The organism is Serratia aquatilis, from assembly GCF_044865145.1.
In the GTDB taxonomy this organism is placed as follows: domain Bacteria; phylum Pseudomonadota; class Gammaproteobacteria; order Enterobacterales; family Enterobacteriaceae; genus Chania; species Chania aquatilis.
On record NZ_CP173186.1, the window covers coordinates 1,157,197 to 1,175,658 of the forward strand.

The following is an 18,462-nucleotide window of genomic DNA, read 5'->3' on the forward strand; positions in this document are numbered from 1 at the left end:
CACGCCTGAAAAACGTATTCAGCGATAACGTGAGGCACAATAATGAGCATAATCGGCATCGAAAAGCTGGAGTTTGGCGTTGAAGATCTGCCAACGTGCGAGAAATTCATGCAGGACTTTGGCTTACAACCCATGCTGCAACATTGGGGGGAAGCGCGACGCGTGTTCACCACATTGAGTGGTGCCAGCGTGGAGCTATACCCGCAGAACAGCGAGGAGTTACCCGCCGCGTTTGAAGCTGGTTCTACCCTGCGCCGGATGACATGGGGGGTTGAGAGCCCAGCAAGGCTGGCCGCATTGCAACCACGCTTGGCTCAGATGCCCGGTTTTCGTCAGGTTGGTGAAGAGCTGGAATGCCTCGATCCCAACGGCATGACGCTGCGTTTTGCTGTTACCGCTCAACAGCCGGTGCAACTGCCGGTTTTGCCGATCAACCAATGGGGCGATGTGCGCCGCATCGACCAGCCAAGTCCGGTTTATGCCAAGGCAGAACCGGTCAATATTGGTCACGTGGTGTTCTTCGTTGAGGATCTTCCCGCGACAGAAAAGTTTTACTGTGAGCAGCTTGGTTTTCAGGTTTCGGATCGATACATCGATCGCGCTGTATTCCTGCGGGCCCAGGTACGTGGAGGGCACCACAGCCTGTTCTTGCTGAAGTTACCTAACCGCCCGCGTGGTTTGAACCACGTTGCCTTCACTGTGCGTGATATCCATGAAGTGATCGGCGGCGGTATTGCAATGAACAAACAGCAGTGGAGCACCTTTATTGGTCCAGGCCGCCATCCAATTTCATCGGCCTATTTCTGGTACGTCAACAGTCCAACCGGCGGCGCTTTCGAGTACTACACCAATGATGATTTCCTGACAGAAAACTGGCAGCCACGTGAGTTGGAACATTCACTGGTTTCGTTTACTGAATGGGCGGTAGAAGGGGGAATCGATCATGATACCCGTCGTCAACATAAGAAAGCGGGGGCCGCATGAGTCAGCCAATCCAAGCCGGGATAGTCATTATCGGCGGCGGTCAAGCGGGTGGTTGGGCGGCAAAAACGCTGCGTGAACACGGCTACGGCGGCAAGTTAACGGTAGTGAGCGATGAACCCTACGATTTTTACGAACGTCCACCGCTTTCTAAAGCGGCGTTGTTGGATAGCAATGCGCCCCTGAGCCGCCTGTTCAGTGAAGAGGTGGTTGCCGGGCTCAATCTCGATTGGTACCGCCCACTACGGGCAGTAGCCATCGATGGCCAACAACAGATCGTAACCCTCAGCGATGGTCGGCAACTGCAGTTTGAACAGTTGCTGATTGCCACCGGGGGCCGCCCCCGTCTGCCCAATAGTGGGTGGGCAGAGCACCCAAGGGTGAGGACTCTGCGTTCATGGGACGATGCGGCGCGCCTGCGTCAAGGCTTGCAGCAGTGCAAAAAACTGGCGGTGGTTGGTGGTGGTTGGATTGGGTTGGAGATCGCTGCCTCTGCACGCAGGCTGGGGGTTGAAGTTACGGTTTTTGAACGTCAGCCTGCGCTCTGCATGCGCAGTGTCGGAGCCGATGTTTCCCAGGCATTGCTGGAGCTGCACCAGCAACAAGGGGTTACGGTGTACTGCGGCTGTGGCGATATCACCCTTGAAGATCGCCAAGGAGAAGCCTGGATCGGCACTGCAAGCAGCCCAGCACAACCTTTCGACCTGGTGGTGGTTGGCATTGGCGTTGAACTGAATCTGGAACTGGCGCATACGGCTGGGTTACGGGTTGAGGGGGGCATAGTGGTCGACGGGCAGGGGCGCACCAGCCACCCGGCTATTTTTGCTGCCGGCGATGTGGCACAGCATCCAGCGCTTGGCTTGTGCTTGCAATCCTGGGCTTATGCACAGAACCAGGCAATAAGCACCGCCTGCGCGATGCTCGATGCTTTTGCCGCTCCTTACGACGATGTGCCCTGGCTATGGTCAGATCAATATGACACCAATATTCAGATCCTTGGTGTACCCACCGGTGGTGTGCTTCAGGTCGTGAGGCGAACGCCGCACTCACAGCTGTTCTTCACCCTGAATGCCGATCGGCAACTGGTACAGATGATCGCGTTTAACGATGCGCGCACCATCAAACTCGGCAAACGCTGGCTAGCCAGTGGTCGAGTATTGGATCCGCAGCAACTGGCGGATGTGGAGTTTTCTCTGATGGCGCTTAAATAACGCCCGACCTGAGGGAGCGTTTTATGACTACGCAAGATATGGACGCCCAAAGCATTCGGGCGGGGAGTGCTGTTGCCGAAAATCAGCCAACCCGCGTGCGCTGGTCGGTGCCGATTGCCCTGTTTGCCTGCGTGTTGTTGGCGTTTTTCGACAAGATCAGCATTGCGGCACTGTTTTCTGACACTGCATTCCAGGAGGCGATGGGCATCGGTTTTGATCCCACTAGGCTCGGGCTGTTGATGAGTGCCTTTCTGTTCTCATACGGCTTCTCTTCCATGCTGTTGAGCGGCATTGGCGATCGGCTGAACCCGGTCAAGGTGTTGATCGGCATGATGGTGGTGTGGGGTGTACTGATGGTGCTGATGGGGCTGGCACGTTCTTATCATACCATGATGACGTTGCGCATTCTGCTAGGCATCGCCGAAGGCCCGCTGATAGCGATAGCTTACGCGATCGTCCGTCACGCCTTCCCACAGCGCCTGCAGGCCCGAGCCACCATGATGTGGCTACTGGGAACGCCGATAGGGGCGGCGCTAGGGTTCCCGGTGACGCTGTTTATCCTCAGCCGTTTTGACTGGCAAACCACCTTCTTCTTTATGGCATTTCTGACCTTGCCAGTGATGTTGCTGGTGATGTTTGGCTTACGCCATCTGAATGTGGCCCGTTCGGAAAAAAGTACCGTCACGCAACCGACGGTTGCCGAACGCAAACAGCTGCGCCGTGAACTGTTCAGTGCTCCGCATTTCTGGATGATCTGCCTGTTCAATATCGCATTTCTGACCTACCTGTGGGGAATGAACGGCTGGCTGCCCAGCTACCTGATCAAAGGCAAGGGGATCCATCTGGAGCATGCCGGTTATCTGTCATCGCTGCCGTTTATCGCCATGCTGTTGGGGGAAGTGGTAGGGGCCTGGCTTTCAGACAAACTGGATCGCCGCGCGCTGGCCTGCTTTATCTCCCTGTGTGGTGCCGGGCTTGGGCTGGGGATCGTGCTGCATTTACAAGGCACATACAGCGTGATCGCCGCCATGTCCTTCAGCACCTTTATGTGGGGTGCTGGAGCGCCGAACATTTTCGCTCTATTAGCGAAGGCCACCAGCAGCCGGGTGAGCGCCACTGCCGGTGGCATTTTTAACGGACTGGGTAATTTTGCTGGTGCCTTGGCACCGGTGCTGATGGGGGCGCTGATCGCTGCCACCGGCAACATGGATAACGGCCTGCTGTTCCTGGTGGTGATGGCCTTGGTCGGCAGCACCATTCTGCTGCCGCTGCTGAAGAAATATTGACAACGAAGGAGAAACAACATGTCCCAGGTTGAGAATAAAGTTGGCATCAAGCCGCAGGATCTGTCGATGGCACAGTGGGTGGAGTCGCGCATTGCCCGCTTTGAAGGCCGCAAATATGACTGGAATGCGCTGAAGTTCCAGGCTGATTACGATCCGAAATACCGCCGTGCGCAGATGCGCTATATCGGCACCGGGGCGACCGGGGTGGTCAGCGATACCAACACGGTTGCGGCGGAGCATTTTACCTTCTCTACCATGGTGTTGCCGTCCAAATGTGAAGGGCCACTGCACCTGCATGATGACGTGGAAGAAGTGTTCTTCATGCTTAAAGGCAGCATTACGCTGATGATCCAGGATGGTGAAGAGTATTACGAAACCATCCTCAAAGAGCGTGACCTGATCTCCGTACCGGCAGGCATTTACCGTGGACTGTTTAATCACGGTGAAGAAGAGGCGCTGATGTGCGTGATGCTTGGTACCTCCAAACCAGAAACCCCGACCTACCCGGCGGATCATCCACTTTCCAAGGTGAAACGTTACTGATGAACGCCTTACCGGAACGCCAGCAGGAAGATTGTAGTGGCTTTTGGCTTAGTTGGCGCGAAGCCGGGTATGGCCGGGCAGTGATACTACTGCATGGCATCAGTTCCGGTTCCGCGTCCTGGGTGAAGCAGTTTAGCGATCGTGCCTTGATCGCCGGCCACCGCCTGATTGCCTGGGATGCCCCTGGCTATGGCGGCAGTGCGGCGTTGCCAGTGGCTGAGTCAAAGGCATCCGCCTATGCCAATGCGCTGGCGGCGCTGGTCGCTGAACTGGAATTAGAGCAGCCGCTGATTGTCGGGCATTCGCTCGGGGCATTGATCGGTAGTGCCTATGCGGCAGCTTATCCTACGGGCCTGAGTGGATTGGTGTTGGCGGATCCTGCTCAAGGCTATGCCACTGCACCCACAGAAAAACGCCAACAAGTGTATGACCAGCGCAAACAGATGATCGAAACGCTGGGGCCGCAAGGGTATGGCGAGCAGCGTGCGGCTGCGTTGCTGCGCGAGGGGGCGGATCAACAGGATATTGCCTGGGTACGCAGCGGCATGCAGCAACTTAATCCGCTCGGCTTTCTCAGCGCTGCCTGGATGTTGGCCAATGACGATATCACTCAGTACCTGTCACGTTATCGGGGCCCGTTACAGGTATGGTGCGGCAGTGATGATCGCATTACACCGCCGCAAGGGGTTGCAACGTTGGCACAGCAACAAGGAGCGAGGATGCGTTTGATTGAGGCTGCGGGGCATGCCAGCTATCTCGATGCGCCAATGGTATTTAACCGTTATTTGCAGGACGTTACGGGAGCAATTCAACCATGAATTTTCAGATTGAGCAGCGGGTGGCGGTGGTCACTGGGGGTTCTTCGGGGATCGGTTTTGAAACGCTACGCCTGCTGTTGAGTGAAGGGGCGAAAGTGGCCTTCTGTGGGCGCAATCAGGACAAACTTGCCACCGCAGAAGCCAGCCTGCGTGCGGAGTTCCCACAGGCGGAGATCCTGGCGCTGCCCTGCGATGTACTCGATACCGAACAGATTGCCCAGTTTGCCAAACAGGTCAGCGACCATTTTGGTGCGGTAGATATGTTGATCAATAACGCCGGGCAGGGATTTGTGGCGCATTTTGCGCAAACACCGCGCGACGCCTGGTTACATGAGGCCGAGCTCAAACTGTTCGGCGTGATCAATCCGGTACAGGCATTTTTACCGCTGCTTGAGCGTTCGGATATCGCCTCTATTACCTGCGTTAACTCGCTATTGGCACTGCAACCGGAAGAGCACATGATCGCCACTTCCGCGGCGCGTGCCGCATTGCTCAATATGACGCTGACGCTGTCGAAAGAACTGGTCAGCAAGGGGATCCGCGTCAACTCCATTCTGCTGGGCATGGTGGAGTCGGGCCAATGGCGGCGGCGTTTTGCCGAGCGTCAGGACCAACAGCAGAGTTGGGAACAGTGGACGGCGGCCATCGCCGAACGGCGTGGCATACCGATGGGGCGCTTGGGTAAACCGCAGGAACCGGCACGGGCACTGCTGTTTCTCGCCTCGCCGATGGCCTCTTTTACCACTGGGGCGGCGCTGGACGTTTCCGGCGGTTTCAACCGGCATATCTGAAAGGATCAACAAATGAAGAAGATCATGATGATGGGTTACGGCGCAATGGCGAAAGAGGTGCTGGCGCGTCTGCCGGAAGGGGTGGAGGCAGGTTGGATCCTGGCGCGTGAAAAATATCATGCCGAGATTAACCAAACCTTTGCCGGGCGGATACAGGCATTGACCCATCCAGACCAATGCAGCGGCGAGCCCGACCTGGTCTTGGAATGCGCCAGCCAACAGGCTGTAGCGGAATTTGGCGAAGCGGTGCTCAAGCGCGGCTGGCGATTGGCGGTGATTTCTACCGGTGCGTTGGCCGATGCCGCGTTACAACTGCGGCTGCAGCAGACCTGTATTCGCCACAATGGCCAGTTAATGGTGCTATCCGGTGCGGTGGCCGGAATGGATGGTTTGGCGTCGGCGCGGGAAGGGGGGCTGGAAAGTGTGACCTACCAATCCAGCAAAAGCCCTGCCAGTTGGCGCGGCAGTCTGGCGGAAAAGCTGATCGATCTGGATAGCGTCAGCGAAGCGAAGGTGTTCTTCGAAGGTTCGGCGCGAGAGGCGGCACGTATGTTTCCGGCGAATGCCAATGTAGCGGCGACCATTGCGCTCTATGGCTTGGGAATGGATGCCACGCGGGTTCGCTTGCAGGTCGATCCTCATACCCAACGTAATACTCATCGTCTACAGGTGCGCGGTCAGTTTGGTGAATTCCAGTTTGAGCTGTGTGGTAATCCGCTGGCGAGTAACCCGAAAACCTCAACGCTGGCGGCACTGAGTGCGGTACAAGCCTGCCGCTGTCTGGTTAACGGTGGTTTCATTGCCTAAAGGGCAGGAGCAAAGCATGGAAACGTTAAAGATTTTTCTTGCCGGGCGCTGGTGTGAAGGGCGTGGGGAACTGATGAATTCTGTTTTCCCCGCCGATGGTAGCGTAAATGCGCAATTACGGGCGGCCAATGTTGAAGACGTTGAGGAAGCCGTTGCCGCAGCAGAGAAAGCCTGGCGGGACCCGGCATGGCGCGGATTGGTGGCGCATCAGCGTGCGGCGATCCTGCATCGCGTCAGTGATTTAATTACTGAACAGGTTGAATCATTGGCGCAATTGCAAACCCGCGACAACGGTAAACCGCTGGCGGAAACCCGTGGATTGGTGATGAGCGCTGCGGCCACGGCGCGCTATTTCGCTGCGGTTTGCGAAGTGCTGGAGGGGGAACTGCCCACTCAGCGCAATCGTGAAGTGATGACGCTGAGTCAGTATCAACCTCTGGGGGTTATTGCCGCCATCACGCCGTGGAATTCACCGATTGCCAGTGAAATGCAGAAAGTGGCTCCGGCGCTGGCGGCAGGCAACGCAGTTGTGCTTAAACCGGCGGAGGCCACACCGCTGATGGCGCTTAAACTGGCCGAACTGTTTGAACAGGCGGGATTGCCAGCCGGGTTACTCAGCGTGTTGCTGGGCAAGGGCTCGGTGATTGGCGAGGCACTGGCTCGTCACCCGCTAGTGAAGAAGATTTCCTTTACCGGTGGCACTTCCACCGGGCGTCATCTGGCACATATTGCGGCGGAAAAGCTGATCCCCACCTCGTTGGAGTTGGGGGGGAAATCGCCCACCATCGTCTTGGAGGATGCCGATCTGGAACAGGCGGCACGCGGCATCTGTTACGGCATCTTCAGTTCGGCCGGGCAGGCTTGTATTGCCGGTTCACGGCTGTTTGTTCACCGCTCGCTGTATCAACCGTTGTTGGCCCGTTTATGTGAACTGACCGCCGGGTTGCGCATTGGCGATCCCTTTGAGCCGGGGATCCACCTTGGCCCGCTGATCAGCCACAAACATCGTCAAAGCGTGGCGGACTATGTGGCGTTGGCGCAGCAAGAAGGTGGCCGGGTGCTGATAGGGGGGGAAGCTCCCGCCGACCCGCAGTTGGCGCAGGGCAGCTATTACCTGCCAACCATTATCGAAGGGTTGAACAACAGTGCTCGCACTTGCCAGGAAGAGATCTTCGGCCCGGTGCTGGTGGTTATGCCGTTTGATGATCAGCAGCAGTTGATCGAACAGGCCAACGATTCGGTTTATGGCTTGGCCGCCGGTATCTGGACCCGTGACTTCCCTCGTGCTATGGCGCTGGCCGAGCAGTTGGAAACCGGCACCGTGTGGATCAATACCTACAAGACATTCTCGATTTCCACGCCATTCGGCGGATTTAAACAAAGCGGTCTGGGGCGCGAAAAGGGCTTGCATGGTATTCATGCCTATATGCAGCAAAAGAGTTTGTACCTCTCTCTCAGCAATCAGCCCAACCGCTGGAGTGATTAGGTTGCGTCCCTTAATTGCACGCGAGCGCCGCTGGCGGTCATTTAAGGGGCACAGCCTATTGCTCCCCACAAAACAAGACACCATAAGAAGGCAGACGATGAGCGAAAAAATAACGGTTGGCGAGGCAATAGCCCGAACTCTGGAACAGTATAACGTGTCGGCGATGTACGGCATTATCTCGATCCATAACCTGCCGATTGCTGATGCCGTTGGTCAACGGGGGGCAATCCGCTTTGTACCGGCCCGTGGGGAGGCGGGGGCAGTTACCATGGCGGATGCACATGGGCGTTTTTCTGGCCTGGGCGTGGCGCTGACCAGTACCGGTGCCGGAGCAGGTAACGCGGTGGGCGCGATGATAGAAGCGCTGAATGCCAACACGCCGCTACTGCACATTACCGGGCAGGTTGAGAAAGCCTATCTGGATGCGGATGCCGGGTTTATCCATGAAACCAAAGATCAGTTAGGATTCCTGCGCGCCTGTTCTAAACGGGCTTATCGAGTGAATTCACCAGAGCAGGCGGTGGCGGTGATCCAGCGTGCCATTCAGGATGCGCAGACTGCGCCCTGTGGCCCGGTTGCCGTGGAGATCCCGATTGACATTCAGGGCAGTCTGGTCGCTGCCAGCGTTGTCGGGCAAGCGCTGCCTCCCCCAGCGTTGCCTGCGGCAGATGAGAGTGCCGTTGAGCGTCTGTATCAACATTTAAAACGCGCCAAGCGCCCTTTACTGTGGGTGGGCGGTGGAGCCTTGGCCTGTAGCGAGGCGGTAAAACAGTTGGCGGATGCCGGGGTTGTGGTGATCTCCAGTACTCATGGGCGCGGGATTTTGCCAGATAGCCATCCGCGTAGCCTGCGCGCTTTCCATAATTCACCCAGCGTTGAGGCGATCCTGACGCAGTGCGATCTGACGTTGGTTGCAGGCTCCCGCTTGCGCAGTAACGAGACACGGACATGGACATTGCCGCTGCCGCGTCCATTGGTGCAGATTGATATTGATCCGGCTGCAGCCAACCGCAACTACCTGGCGGATGAACAGGTTAATGGCGATTGTGGAGCACTGCTCAAGGCGCTGGCAGCACGCCTGACGCCGGGCGAAAAAGTGAATGCTGAATGGGATAGTGAGATTGTTCGCGCGGTACAACAGGCAGAAGCCGCCTTGCGCCAGCAATCTGGTGAATATGCCAAGCTCAACGATGCTATTGCCGCCGCGTTGCCGCACGACGGCCTGTTGGTGCGGGATATTACGGTTTCTGGCAGCGTCTGGGGGAGCCGCCTATTCCGTGCATCGCTGCCACTGTGCAATATTCACTCTCTGGCTGGGGCGATCGGTATGGGTTTACCGATGGCGATTGGTACCGCTATTGCCAACCCGCAGCGTAAAGTGGTTGGTTTGGTTGGTGATGGCGGATTAGCGCTGGGATTGGGTGAGCTGGCTACTATGGCACAGGAACAGACCAACCTTACGTTGCTGATCATGAATGACGGTGGCTATGGTGTGATGCGCGGCATTCAGGATAAGTATTTCGGTGGGCGTCAGTACTATAACGAATTGCATACACCAGCATTCTGTCAGGTGGCCGAGGCCATGGGGTTGAAAGCCTGGAAGGTGAGCGATGCGGCGCAGTTTAGCGGTGTACTGGCGGAAGCAATTAACTATCCAGGGCCATCGGTGGTGGAAGTGGATATGAAAAACGTCGGGCCACTCACCTTTGCCGGGCCACCGCAAAAATTATACTGATTACTGGTAGCGGTCAAAGAGGGCACAGTGCCCTCTTTGAGGTTGATGACAAAGTCGCCTTCTGACCCGAGATACCCGGGCCTAGCGCACCGAGGGGCGCTCCGACGGCTTACGCCGTTACGACCCCATCGGCACGCTCTCCCTAATAACGGGGTTTGTCAGCAGTCTGAAGAGGGCACAGTGCCCTCTTTGCTAATTGTTATTTACCTGCCGCGATGCGTTCACGAATGTGCTGAGCGCGGGCTTCCGAAGGTGGATGGCTGTCGAACATACTGCTTTCATGGCCTGAATCCATCTTTGCCAGTTTTTCGAAACTGGTCACTAAGCCGTTAGGATCGATCCCACGTTTCTTCAGCAACTCGAATGAATAATCATCAGCGTCGCTTTCCTGTTTCTGCGAGAACTGAGCATTGACCAGTTTTTCTCCCAGATCTGCCAGCTGTGACTGAGAAAGGGAACCTACTACACCACCGGCTGAAGCTGCCGCAGTGCGCACGGCCACGGTGCCATAAGCTACCTGCATCGCCTTGCGTGTATGGCCCAACGCGACGTGGCCCATTTCATGCCCCAGCACTGCTTCTACCTCATTGTCGTTCATCATGTCCATCAGCCCACTGTAAACGCGGATACAGCCGTTGGCCATTGCCCAGGCATTCACATCTTTTGTGGCGTAAACTTTGTAGTTCGCCGGGGTACCATTGATATTATCCCCCAGTCTGGCGGCAATTTTGTTCAGTCGTTTGGTGTAGTCGCTGTTTGCTGACGCAACTTGTGACTGGCTGTCCATTTCAGCGCAGGATTTGTTACTCAACGCTTTGACGTCATCATCGCTAAGGGTGGCAGCTTGGAATGCCTGTGTCCCGGATTGCATAAGAGCATTGGTATCGAGGTTCTTACAGCCGCTTAACAGTGTGACAATACTTAATGCAATTAAAGAAGTACGAATTTTCATAAAGCTATCTTCCTATGATAGTAATAGAGGGATTCTGTGACATAGTTTGTTTAGAATATTTTTGCGCTACAGCCTAATGCGGACACAGCTTCAATAAAATAGATGTAATCTGAAAAGCTGCCCTGAATTGCTAATAAATTGTGATTTTGATCACATTTCGTATTAGGGATTGCCGTTTTCATGCTTAGTCTGAGAAAATAGAAAACTTGACTGCTTTATTAATCCGACCTGGAGTAAAACATGTCCTCTCGTAAAGAGCTTGCCAACGCTATCCGTGCACTCAGCATGGATGCCGTACAAAAAGCCAATTCCGGCCACCCTGGAGCCCCGATGGGCATGGCCGATATCGCCGAAGTCCTGTGGCGTGACTACCTCAACCATAACCCTACCAACCCACAATGGGCTGATCGTGACCGTTTCGTCCTTTCCAACGGCCATGGTTCAATGCTGATTTATAGCCTGCTGCACCTTACCGGTTACGATCTGCCGATGAGCGAGTTGGAAAACTTCCGTCAACTGCACTCTAAAACCCCGGGTCACCCGGAGTACGGTTATACCCCTGGCGTAGAGACCACCACCGGCCCACTGGGGCAGGGTATTGCCAACGCTATCGGCTTCGCCATTGCCGAACGCACTCTGGCGGCGCAATTTAACCGCCCAGGGCACGAGATTGTCGACCACCACACCTACACCTTTATGGGTGATGGCTGCATGATGGAAGGCATCTCCCACGAAGTCTGTTCGCTGGCCGGTACCATGAAGCTGGGTAAACTGACGGCATTCTACGACGACAACGGTATCTCCATTGACGGTCACGTTGAAGGCTGGTTCACCGATGATACCGCCAAACGTTTCGAAGCCTATGGCTGGCACGTGGTGCGTGGCGTTGATGGCCACAACAGCGAGTCGATCAAGGCAGCGATTGAAGAAGCACATAAAGTCACCGACAAGCCTTCTCTGCTGATGTGCAAGACCGTGATTGGTTTCGGTTCACCACACAAAGCGGGCACCCATGATTCGCACGGTGCACCATTGGGCGTAGCGGAAGTTGCCGCCACCCGTGAAGCTCTGGGCTGGAAATATGCCGCTTTCGAAATCCCGCAGGACATTTATGCCCAGTGGGATGCCAAAGAAGCAGGCAAAGCCAAAGAAGCTGCGTGGAACGAGAAACTGGCTGCCTACTCTAAGGCTTTCCCGGAGCTGGCTGCCGAGTTCAAACGCCGTATCAACGGTGAACTGCCTGCCAACTGGCAAGCCGAAGCGAAGAAATTCGTTGAGCAATTGCAGGCCAACCCGGCCAATATTGCCAGCCGTAAAGCCTCTCAAAACTCGTTGGAAGCCTTCGGTAAAATCCTGCCGGAATTCCTCGGTGGCTCTGCCGATCTGGCACCGAGCAACCTGACAATGTGGTCTGGTTCCAAGTCGCTGAGCGACGATCAGGCAGGTAACTATATCCACTACGGCGTGCGCGAATTCGGCATGACCGCCATCACCAATGGGATCGCGTTGCACGGTGGCTTCCTGCCGTACTCTGCTACCTTCCTGATGTTTGTGGAATACGCCCGTAACGCGGTGCGTATGGGGGCGCTGATGAAGATCCGCAACCTGTTTGTCTATACCCACGACTCCATCGGTCTGGGTGAAGATGGCCCGACGCACCAGCCGGTAGAGCAGTTGGCCAGCCTGCGCGTGACCCCGAACATGAGCACCTGGCGTCCTTGTGACCAGGTAGAGTCTGCTGTTGCCTGGCAATACGGCATCGAGCGTAATGACGGCCCGACTACGCTGGTGTTCTCCCGTCAGAACCTGACTCAGCAACCACGTACCGCCGAGCAGTTGGCAAACGTCTATCGTGGCGGCTATGTGCTGAAAGATTGCGTGGGTACGCCAGAAGTTATCCTGATTGCTACCGGCTCTGAAGTGGGCATTACCGTGGAAGCAGCGGATAAACTGAGCGCCGAAGGGCGTAAAGTGCGCGTGGTTTCCATGCCGTCTACCGATGCGTTCGACAAGCAGGATGCTGCCTACCGTGAATCTGTGTTGCCTGCCGCCGTGACGGCGCGTGTGGCAGTAGAAGCCGGTATTGCAGATTACTGGTACAAGTATGTCGGCCTGAACGGCGCGATTGTTGGCATGACCACCTTCGGTGAGTCTGCTCCGGCAGAACTGCTGTTCAAAGAGTTTGGTTTCACTGTTGATAACGTTGTGGCCAAGGCCAAAGCGTTGCTGAAATAACCCCTAACGGTTATTAAGCATAAGGGGCGAATATTTTCGCCCCTTTGAGGTTGATGACAAAGTCGCCTTCTGACCCGAGATACCCGGGCCTAGCGCACCGAGGGGCGCTCCGACGGCTTACGCCGTTACGACCCCATCGGCACGCTCTCCCTAATAACGGGGTTTGTCAGCAGTCTGAGGGGCGAATATTTTCGCCCCTTTATTTTTGCCTGAGACAAAGCTTTTTTCTGTCTGCTCAATCTAAAAAAATGACCACCAGCGGCGCTTGCGTCCAGTTAAGGGACTCAGCCTAGCAGTTGGGCGGCGATAGCCTGACCGACTTGTTGAGTTGAGGACTGGCCTTGCAGATCTGGCGTGCGTGGGCCACTGGCAATGGTCTGTTCAATCGCCGCGAGTATGCCGTCGTGCGCCTGGCGATAGCATTCGTCCCCATCACCAAGAAAATCGAGCATCATCGCTCCTGTCCAGATCATGGCTATTGGGTTAGCGATGTTCTTGCCAAAAATATCCGGCGCGGAACCGTGTACCGGCTCAAACAGTGACGGGAAGTGACGATCCGGGTTGAGGTTGGCTGACGGTGCAATGCCGATGGTACCCGCACAGGCTGGACCAAGATCGGAGAGGATATCGCCAAACAGGTTGGAAGCAACCACTACATCAAAGCGTTCCGGGTTCAGCACGAAGCGGGCGCAAAGAATGTCGATATGCTGTTTGTCCCAGGCAATCTCAGGGTACTGCTGTGCCATAACGGCGACGCGCTCATCCCAATAAGGCATGCTGATGGCCATACCGTTGGATTTGGTGGCAGCGGTCAGGCGTTTACGCGGGCGCTGCTGGGCCAGCTCAAAGGCATATTTCAGGATGCGATCCACACCGTGGCGGGTGAAAACCGATTCCTGGATCACCATCTCACGATCGGTACCTTCAAACATGCGTCCACCCAATGAGGAATATTCCCCCTCGGTGTTTTCCCGCACCACATAGAAGTCGATGTCTCCCGGTTTTTTATTGGCCAGTGGGCAGGGGACGCCGGGGAATAAACGCACTGGACGCAGGTTGACGTATTGATCAAAGTCGCGACGGAATTTCAGTAATGAGCCCCAGAGTGAGATATGGTCGGGTACTTTATCCGGCCAGCCAACGGCACCAAAATAGATCGCGTCGAAGCCTTTTAGCTGTTCGAACCAATCCTCCGGCATCATCTGACCATGCTGTTGGTAATAATCACAGCTGGCCCAATCGAAGGTTTCAAACTCTAGCGACAGTTCCCAACGTGTAGCCGCTGCCTGCAATACGCGTAGGCCTTCAGGCATCACTTCCTGCCCGATACCGTCTCCGGGTATCGCGGCTATTTTATAGGTTTTGCTCATACAGAGGTCTCACTTATTGGTAGAGAACGTTGACATCCCATTCATCCTATAATTGACTGTTTTATAATCAATAATGCAAATGGTGAAACATAAAACACGAATCATGAACAATATGCCTATTTTGAGCGATCTTCGGGTGTTCGTGTTGGTGGCACGCCGCGCGGGGTTTGCTGCCGCAGCGGAAGAACTTGGTGTTTCACCCGCCTTCATCAGTAAGCGCATTGCATTGCTGGAAAAGACGCTGGAAGTCTCGTTACTGCATCGAACTACCCGCCGGGTAGCGATTACCGAAGATGGCGAACGTATTTACGAATGGGCTCAGCGCATTCTTAACGATGTGGACCAAATGATGGACGAGATGTCCGAGGCCCGGCAGGCGCCACAGGGTATGTTGCGCATTGTCAGCAGTTTTGGTTTTGGCCGGCGCTTTGTCGCTCCGGCACTGTCTGAACTGGCCGTGCAATATCCAGGGCTGGAACTACGGTTGGATGTGTCAGATCGTTTGCTGGATATGGTCAGCGAAGGATTCGATCTGGATATTCGCATTGGTGATGATATCGCTCCCAACCTGATTGCGCGCAAGCTGGCGCACAACCACCGTATCTTGTGCGCAGCGCCAGAATATCTGGCGAAGCACGGGGTGCCCAAGAGTCTGAGTGAGCTTTCCGGGCGGGCGTGTCTGGTGATCAAGGAGCGCGACCATCCATTCGGGCTTTGGCGGTTGCAGGGCCCCGGCGGTGAAGAAACGGTCAAAGTAACCGGCGCTCTCTCTTCAAATCACGGGGAGATTGTGCATCAGTGGTGTCTGGATGGGCAGGGGATCGCGCTGCGATCATTGTGGGATGTGAAAGAGAGTATTGAGCATGGCCGGTTGGTGCAGATCCTGCCAGAGTACACGCAACCCGCGAATATCTGGGCAGTCTACGTTTCGCGCTTGGCAACTTCGGCAAAAATACGGGTCACTGTCGAGTTCCTGCGCAGTTATTTCCAACAACATTACGGAGAGGTAGCCCCGCTATCTGAATACCTGCTCCGGCGCTAGAACAACAAAGGGTTAGGCCGCATCCCTCATATGCAGTTGAGGAGCACAGCCTAAAGTGAACGATTACAGCTGAGTCAGTTTTTTCACTTCCAGACTGACCAGTTTGCCTTCCAGTTCTGCCAGGAAGGCATCATGGTAAGGCATTGCCATATGTTCTTTCAGCGCTTGTTCTGAAGTCCAGCGTTCGATAAACACAAACGCGCCCGGATGCCCTTGTTCTTCATGCAAATCATATTGGATACAGCCTGGCTCAGAACGGCTTGGTGCAACCATTGCGCGCACGGCTTTGTCCACGGCGGCACGATGTTCCGGGTTGGCTTTGATCAGGGCGACTACTTTGACTTCACTCATTTTGGCTCCTTGTTATGAATACCTATTGTGTTGCAAACAGCAGCGTTGTTACCTGCGCTCCAAGCGCTTTACCCAACGAACGCTGAGCACATTATGGTGCACTTATCGTTACCAGCAAGTTTTTGCGTGCTTTTGCCATAATCCCACGCTCATGATGGCGGGCAAAAATGTGCGCTAGATCATTTTATTTTCGCAAAATTGCGCCTACATGACAGGCTTCTCGTCGCGCCTGTTCCTTTTGACAAAACTTTGGTTTATGCTCGGCTGAAGCGTTTCAGTTGGTGCTGAATTTCACTGAATAGCTGAGTGAGTGGTTGCGATAAGCGACAAGGTTTGATGAATAATGCAATACAGCGATTCACAGTAGGCAGTTGGCTAACGTACTCTATGCGAGTAATGATAACCAGTCTGCGCCAGCCCTGAGGGGAATATCCCCGGTGGGGAAGGCCCTTTATCAGGGAATAGCATGACAATCCGCATAGCGATAAACGGTTTTGGCCGCATCGGCCGTAGCGTTTTACGCGCACTGTATGAATCGGGACGACGCGCCGAAATTTCAGTCGTCGCCATCAACGAACTGGCCAATGCCGAAGGGATGGCTCATCTACTGAAGTACGACTCGAGCCATGGTCGCTTTGCCTGGGATGTTCGTCAGGAAGGGGATGTTCTTTCCGTTGGGGATGACAATATTCGCTTACTGCATCAGCCTGCGTTGCAACAGCTACCTTGGGGCGAGTTGGGCGTGGATGTGGTACTGGACTGTAGCGGTGTGTATGGCAGCAGGGCAGATGGCGAGGCTCATCTGGCTGCTGGTGCCAAAAAGGTGCTGTTTGCCCACCCCGGTGGTAACGATCTGGATGCCACCATTGTGTTTGGGGTCAACCACCAGACACTGCGTGGTGAGCACCGCATAGTGTCGAATGCGTCCTGCACCACCAACTGTATTATTCCGATTATCAAGCTGCTGGATGATGCTTTTGGTATCGAATCCGGCACAGTGACGACCATCCACTCCTCAATGAACGATCAGCCGGTGATCGATGCTTATCATCAGGACTTGCGGCGCACTCGAGCAGCGAGCCAGTCGATTATTCCTGTCGACACCAAGCTGGCGGCGGGGATTACGCGTATCTTTCCGCAGTTCTGCGATCGTTTTGAGGCGATCTCGGTGCGTGTACCGACCATTAACGTTACGGCTATCGATCTTAGCGTCAGTGTCAGTGCCAAAGTGTTGGTGACAGAGGTCAACCAGCTATTGCAAAAGGCAGCACAGGGATCATTTCGTGGTATAGTTGACTACACGGAACTACCATTAGTCTCGATAGATTTTAACCATGACCCACACAGCGCCATCGTTGATGGAACGCAGACTCGGGTCAGTGGGCAGCACCTGATAAAGACCTTGGTCTGGTGCGATAACGAATGGGGCTTTGCCAACAGGATGTTGGATACAACACAGGCAATGGCCGCAAGCGGTTTTTAGGCAGCATCGGCTTGGTATCGATGTGTCTTTCAGGCAACTTTATAGAGAATCAACAAAGAGGGTTCACCATGTCTGTAATTAAGATGACCGATCTGGATCTGGCAGGTAAACGTGTTCTGATCCGTTCCGATCTGAACGTACCAGTAAAAGACGGTAAAGTGACTTCAGATGCACGTATCCGTGCTTCCCTGCCGACTATCGAAGCTGCGTTAAAGCAAGGCGCGCGCGTCATGGTAACGTCCCACCTGGGCCGTCCTACCGAAGGTGAGTACAACGAAGAATACTCCTTGCTGCCAGTGGTTAACTACCTGAAAGAGCATATGAAGTCTCCGGTACGTCTGGCGAAGGATTATCTTGACGGTGTAGAGGTTGCTGAAGGCGAACTGGTTGTTCTGGAAAACGTGCGCTTCAACAAAGGCGAGAAAAAAGACGACGAAACCCTGTCCAAGAAATATGCGGCGCTGTGCGACGTGTATGTGATGGACGCCTTCGGTACTGCACACCGTGCGCAGGCTTCTACCCACGGCGTAGGCAAGTTTGCTCCGGTCGCCTGTGCGGGTCCGTTGCTGTCCGCTGAACTGGAAGCATTGGGTAAAGCGCTGGGTAACCCTGCTCGTCCGATGGTGGCTATCGTTGGTGGTTCTAAAGTTTCTACCAAACTGACCGTACTGGATTCCCTGTCCAGAATTGCCGACCAACTGATCGTCGGTGGCGGTATTGCCAACACCTTCGTGGCGGCGCAAGGCCATAACGTAGGCAAATCCCTGTACGAAGCGGATCTGATCCCTGAAGCGAAAAAGCTGCTGGAAACCTGTGATATTCCGGTTCCTACCGATGTTCGTGTTGCCACTGAGTTCTCTGAAACCGCAACGGCAACCCTGAAGCCAGCCAGCGAAATCAAAGACAACGAACAAATTCTGGATCTGGGCGATGTCTCTGCAGAGCGTCTGGCCAATATCCTGAAAGACGCCAAAACCATTCTGTGGAATGGCCCGGTTGGCGTATTCGAGTTCCCTAACTTCCGTAAGGGTACCGAAATTGTTGCTCGTGCTATCGCAGATAGCGAAGCCTTCTCCATTGCGGGCGGCGGCGACACTCTGGCAGCAATCGATCTGTTCGGTATCGCTGACAAGATCTCCTACATCTCTACCGGTGGTGGTGCATTCCTGGAATTCGTTGAAGGGAAACAACTGCCTGCAGTAGTGATGCTGGAAGAGCGCGCCAAGAAGTAATTCAAACAACGGGAGGCGAAAGCTGCCCGTTTGTTTTATCCCTCGTTGCATACTGTGGCGCCGGGAAACAATATTCATCCATCGCTACCCGCCACCTTTCATGCAGTAGCTTGAAAGACGGTGGGTATATTCGGCCAAC

Annotated in this window: 16 protein-coding genes; 13 read left to right on the forward strand and 3 right to left on the reverse strand. The window is 55.0% G+C overall.

The features are described from left to right. Nucleotides 1-42: 42 nt before the first annotated feature. The 9 genes from SAQUA_RS05230 (at nt 43) to SAQUA_RS05270 (ending at nt 9,658) form a co-directional block, all read left to right on the forward strand. Nucleotides 43-984, forward strand: a complete 942-nt coding sequence (locus SAQUA_RS05230) for a VOC family protein (protein WP_380674083.1) — start codon at nt 43-45, stop codon at nt 982-984. Beyond that, nucleotides 981-2,192, forward strand: coding sequence for an NAD(P)/FAD-dependent oxidoreductase (locus SAQUA_RS05235; RefSeq protein WP_380674082.1), 1,212 nt, complete (start codon nt 981-983; stop codon nt 2,190-2,192). The genes SAQUA_RS05230 and SAQUA_RS05235 overlap by 4 nt, the downstream gene beginning before the upstream one ends. A gap of 23 nt (nt 2,193-2,215) precedes the next feature. Further along, nucleotides 2,216-3,478 carry an MFS transporter gene (locus SAQUA_RS05240; RefSeq protein WP_380674081.1) on the forward strand — a complete coding sequence of 421 codons (1,263 nt, stop codon included), beginning with the start codon at nt 2,216-2,218 and terminating at the stop codon, nt 3,476-3,478. An 18-nt stretch (nt 3,479-3,496) separates the two neighbouring features. Next, the gene (locus SAQUA_RS05245) at nt 3,497-4,021 is read left to right on the forward strand and encodes a cupin domain-containing protein (protein WP_380674080.1); all 525 of its coding nucleotides are present in this window, start codon (nt 3,497-3,499) and stop codon (nt 4,019-4,021) included. After that, on the forward strand, nt 4,021-4,839 hold the full coding sequence (locus tag SAQUA_RS05250) for an alpha/beta fold hydrolase (RefSeq protein ID WP_380674079.1): 819 nt from the start codon (nt 4,021-4,023) through the stop codon (nt 4,837-4,839). The genes SAQUA_RS05245 and SAQUA_RS05250 overlap by 1 nt, the downstream gene beginning before the upstream one ends. Next, entirely contained in the window at nt 4,836-5,630 is a 795-nt protein-coding gene (locus tag SAQUA_RS05255; RefSeq protein ID WP_380674078.1) for an SDR family oxidoreductase, read from the forward strand. The genes SAQUA_RS05250 and SAQUA_RS05255 overlap by 4 nt, the downstream gene beginning before the upstream one ends. A 12-nt stretch (nt 5,631-5,642) precedes the next feature. Next, a complete protein-coding gene (locus SAQUA_RS05260; protein ID WP_380674077.1) occupies nt 5,643-6,437 on the forward strand; it encodes an aspartate dehydrogenase in 795 nt (264 codons plus the stop codon). A 16-nt stretch (nt 6,438-6,453) separates the two neighbouring features. Beyond that, entirely contained in the window at nt 6,454-7,923 is a 1,470-nt protein-coding gene (locus tag SAQUA_RS05265) for an aldehyde dehydrogenase (protein ID WP_380674076.1), read from the forward strand. 97 nt (nt 7,924-8,020) lie between these two features. Next, on the forward strand, nt 8,021-9,658 hold the full coding sequence (locus SAQUA_RS05270) for a thiamine pyrophosphate-binding protein (protein ID WP_380674075.1): 1,638 nt from the start codon (nt 8,021-8,023) through the stop codon (nt 9,656-9,658). Between the two features lie 199 nt (nt 9,659-9,857). Here the strand turns inward: SAQUA_RS05270 and SAQUA_RS05275 are convergent, their stop codons facing one another. After that, a complete protein-coding gene (locus SAQUA_RS05275) occupies nt 9,858-10,610 on the reverse strand; it encodes a M48 family metallopeptidase (protein ID WP_380674074.1) in 753 nt (250 codons plus the stop codon). Between the two features lie 240 nt (nt 10,611-10,850). Here SAQUA_RS05275 and tkt point away from each other — a divergent pair, with 240 nt between their 5' ends. Beyond that, entirely contained in the window at nt 10,851-12,845 is a 1,995-nt protein-coding gene (tkt, locus tag SAQUA_RS05280) for a transketolase (protein WP_380674073.1), read from the forward strand. Between the two features lie 284 nt (nt 12,846-13,129). Here tkt and SAQUA_RS05285 read toward each other — a convergent pair whose 3' ends face one another. Next, the gene (locus SAQUA_RS05285) at nt 13,130-14,215 is read right to left on the reverse strand and encodes a tartrate dehydrogenase (RefSeq protein ID WP_380674072.1); all 1,086 of its coding nucleotides are present in this window, start codon (nt 14,213-14,215) and stop codon (nt 13,130-13,132) included. Nucleotides 14,216-14,297: 82 nt separating this feature from the next. On the opposite strand from SAQUA_RS05285, the gene SAQUA_RS05290 reads away from it, so the two are divergent. Then, nucleotides 14,298-15,257, forward strand: coding sequence for a LysR substrate-binding domain-containing protein (locus SAQUA_RS05290; RefSeq protein WP_380674193.1), 960 nt, complete (start codon nt 14,298-14,300; stop codon nt 15,255-15,257). Between the two features lie 63 nt (nt 15,258-15,320). Here the strand turns inward: SAQUA_RS05290 and SAQUA_RS05295 are convergent, their stop codons facing one another. Then, entirely contained in the window at nt 15,321-15,608 is a 288-nt protein-coding gene (locus tag SAQUA_RS05295; protein WP_380674071.1) for a putative quinol monooxygenase, read from the reverse strand. 466 nt (nt 15,609-16,074) lie between these two features. On the opposite strand from SAQUA_RS05295, the gene epd reads away from it, so the two are divergent. Then, nucleotides 16,075-17,091, forward strand: coding sequence for an erythrose-4-phosphate dehydrogenase (gene epd / locus SAQUA_RS05300; protein ID WP_380674070.1), 1,017 nt, complete (start codon nt 16,075-16,077; stop codon nt 17,089-17,091). A gap of 68 nt (nt 17,092-17,159) precedes the next feature. Continuing rightward, nucleotides 17,160-18,323: a phosphoglycerate kinase gene (pgk, locus tag SAQUA_RS05305; protein WP_380674069.1), complete on the forward strand. Its 1,164-nt coding sequence runs from the start codon at nt 17,160-17,162 to the stop codon at nt 18,321-18,323. Nucleotides 18,324-18,462 lie beyond the last annotated feature (139 nt).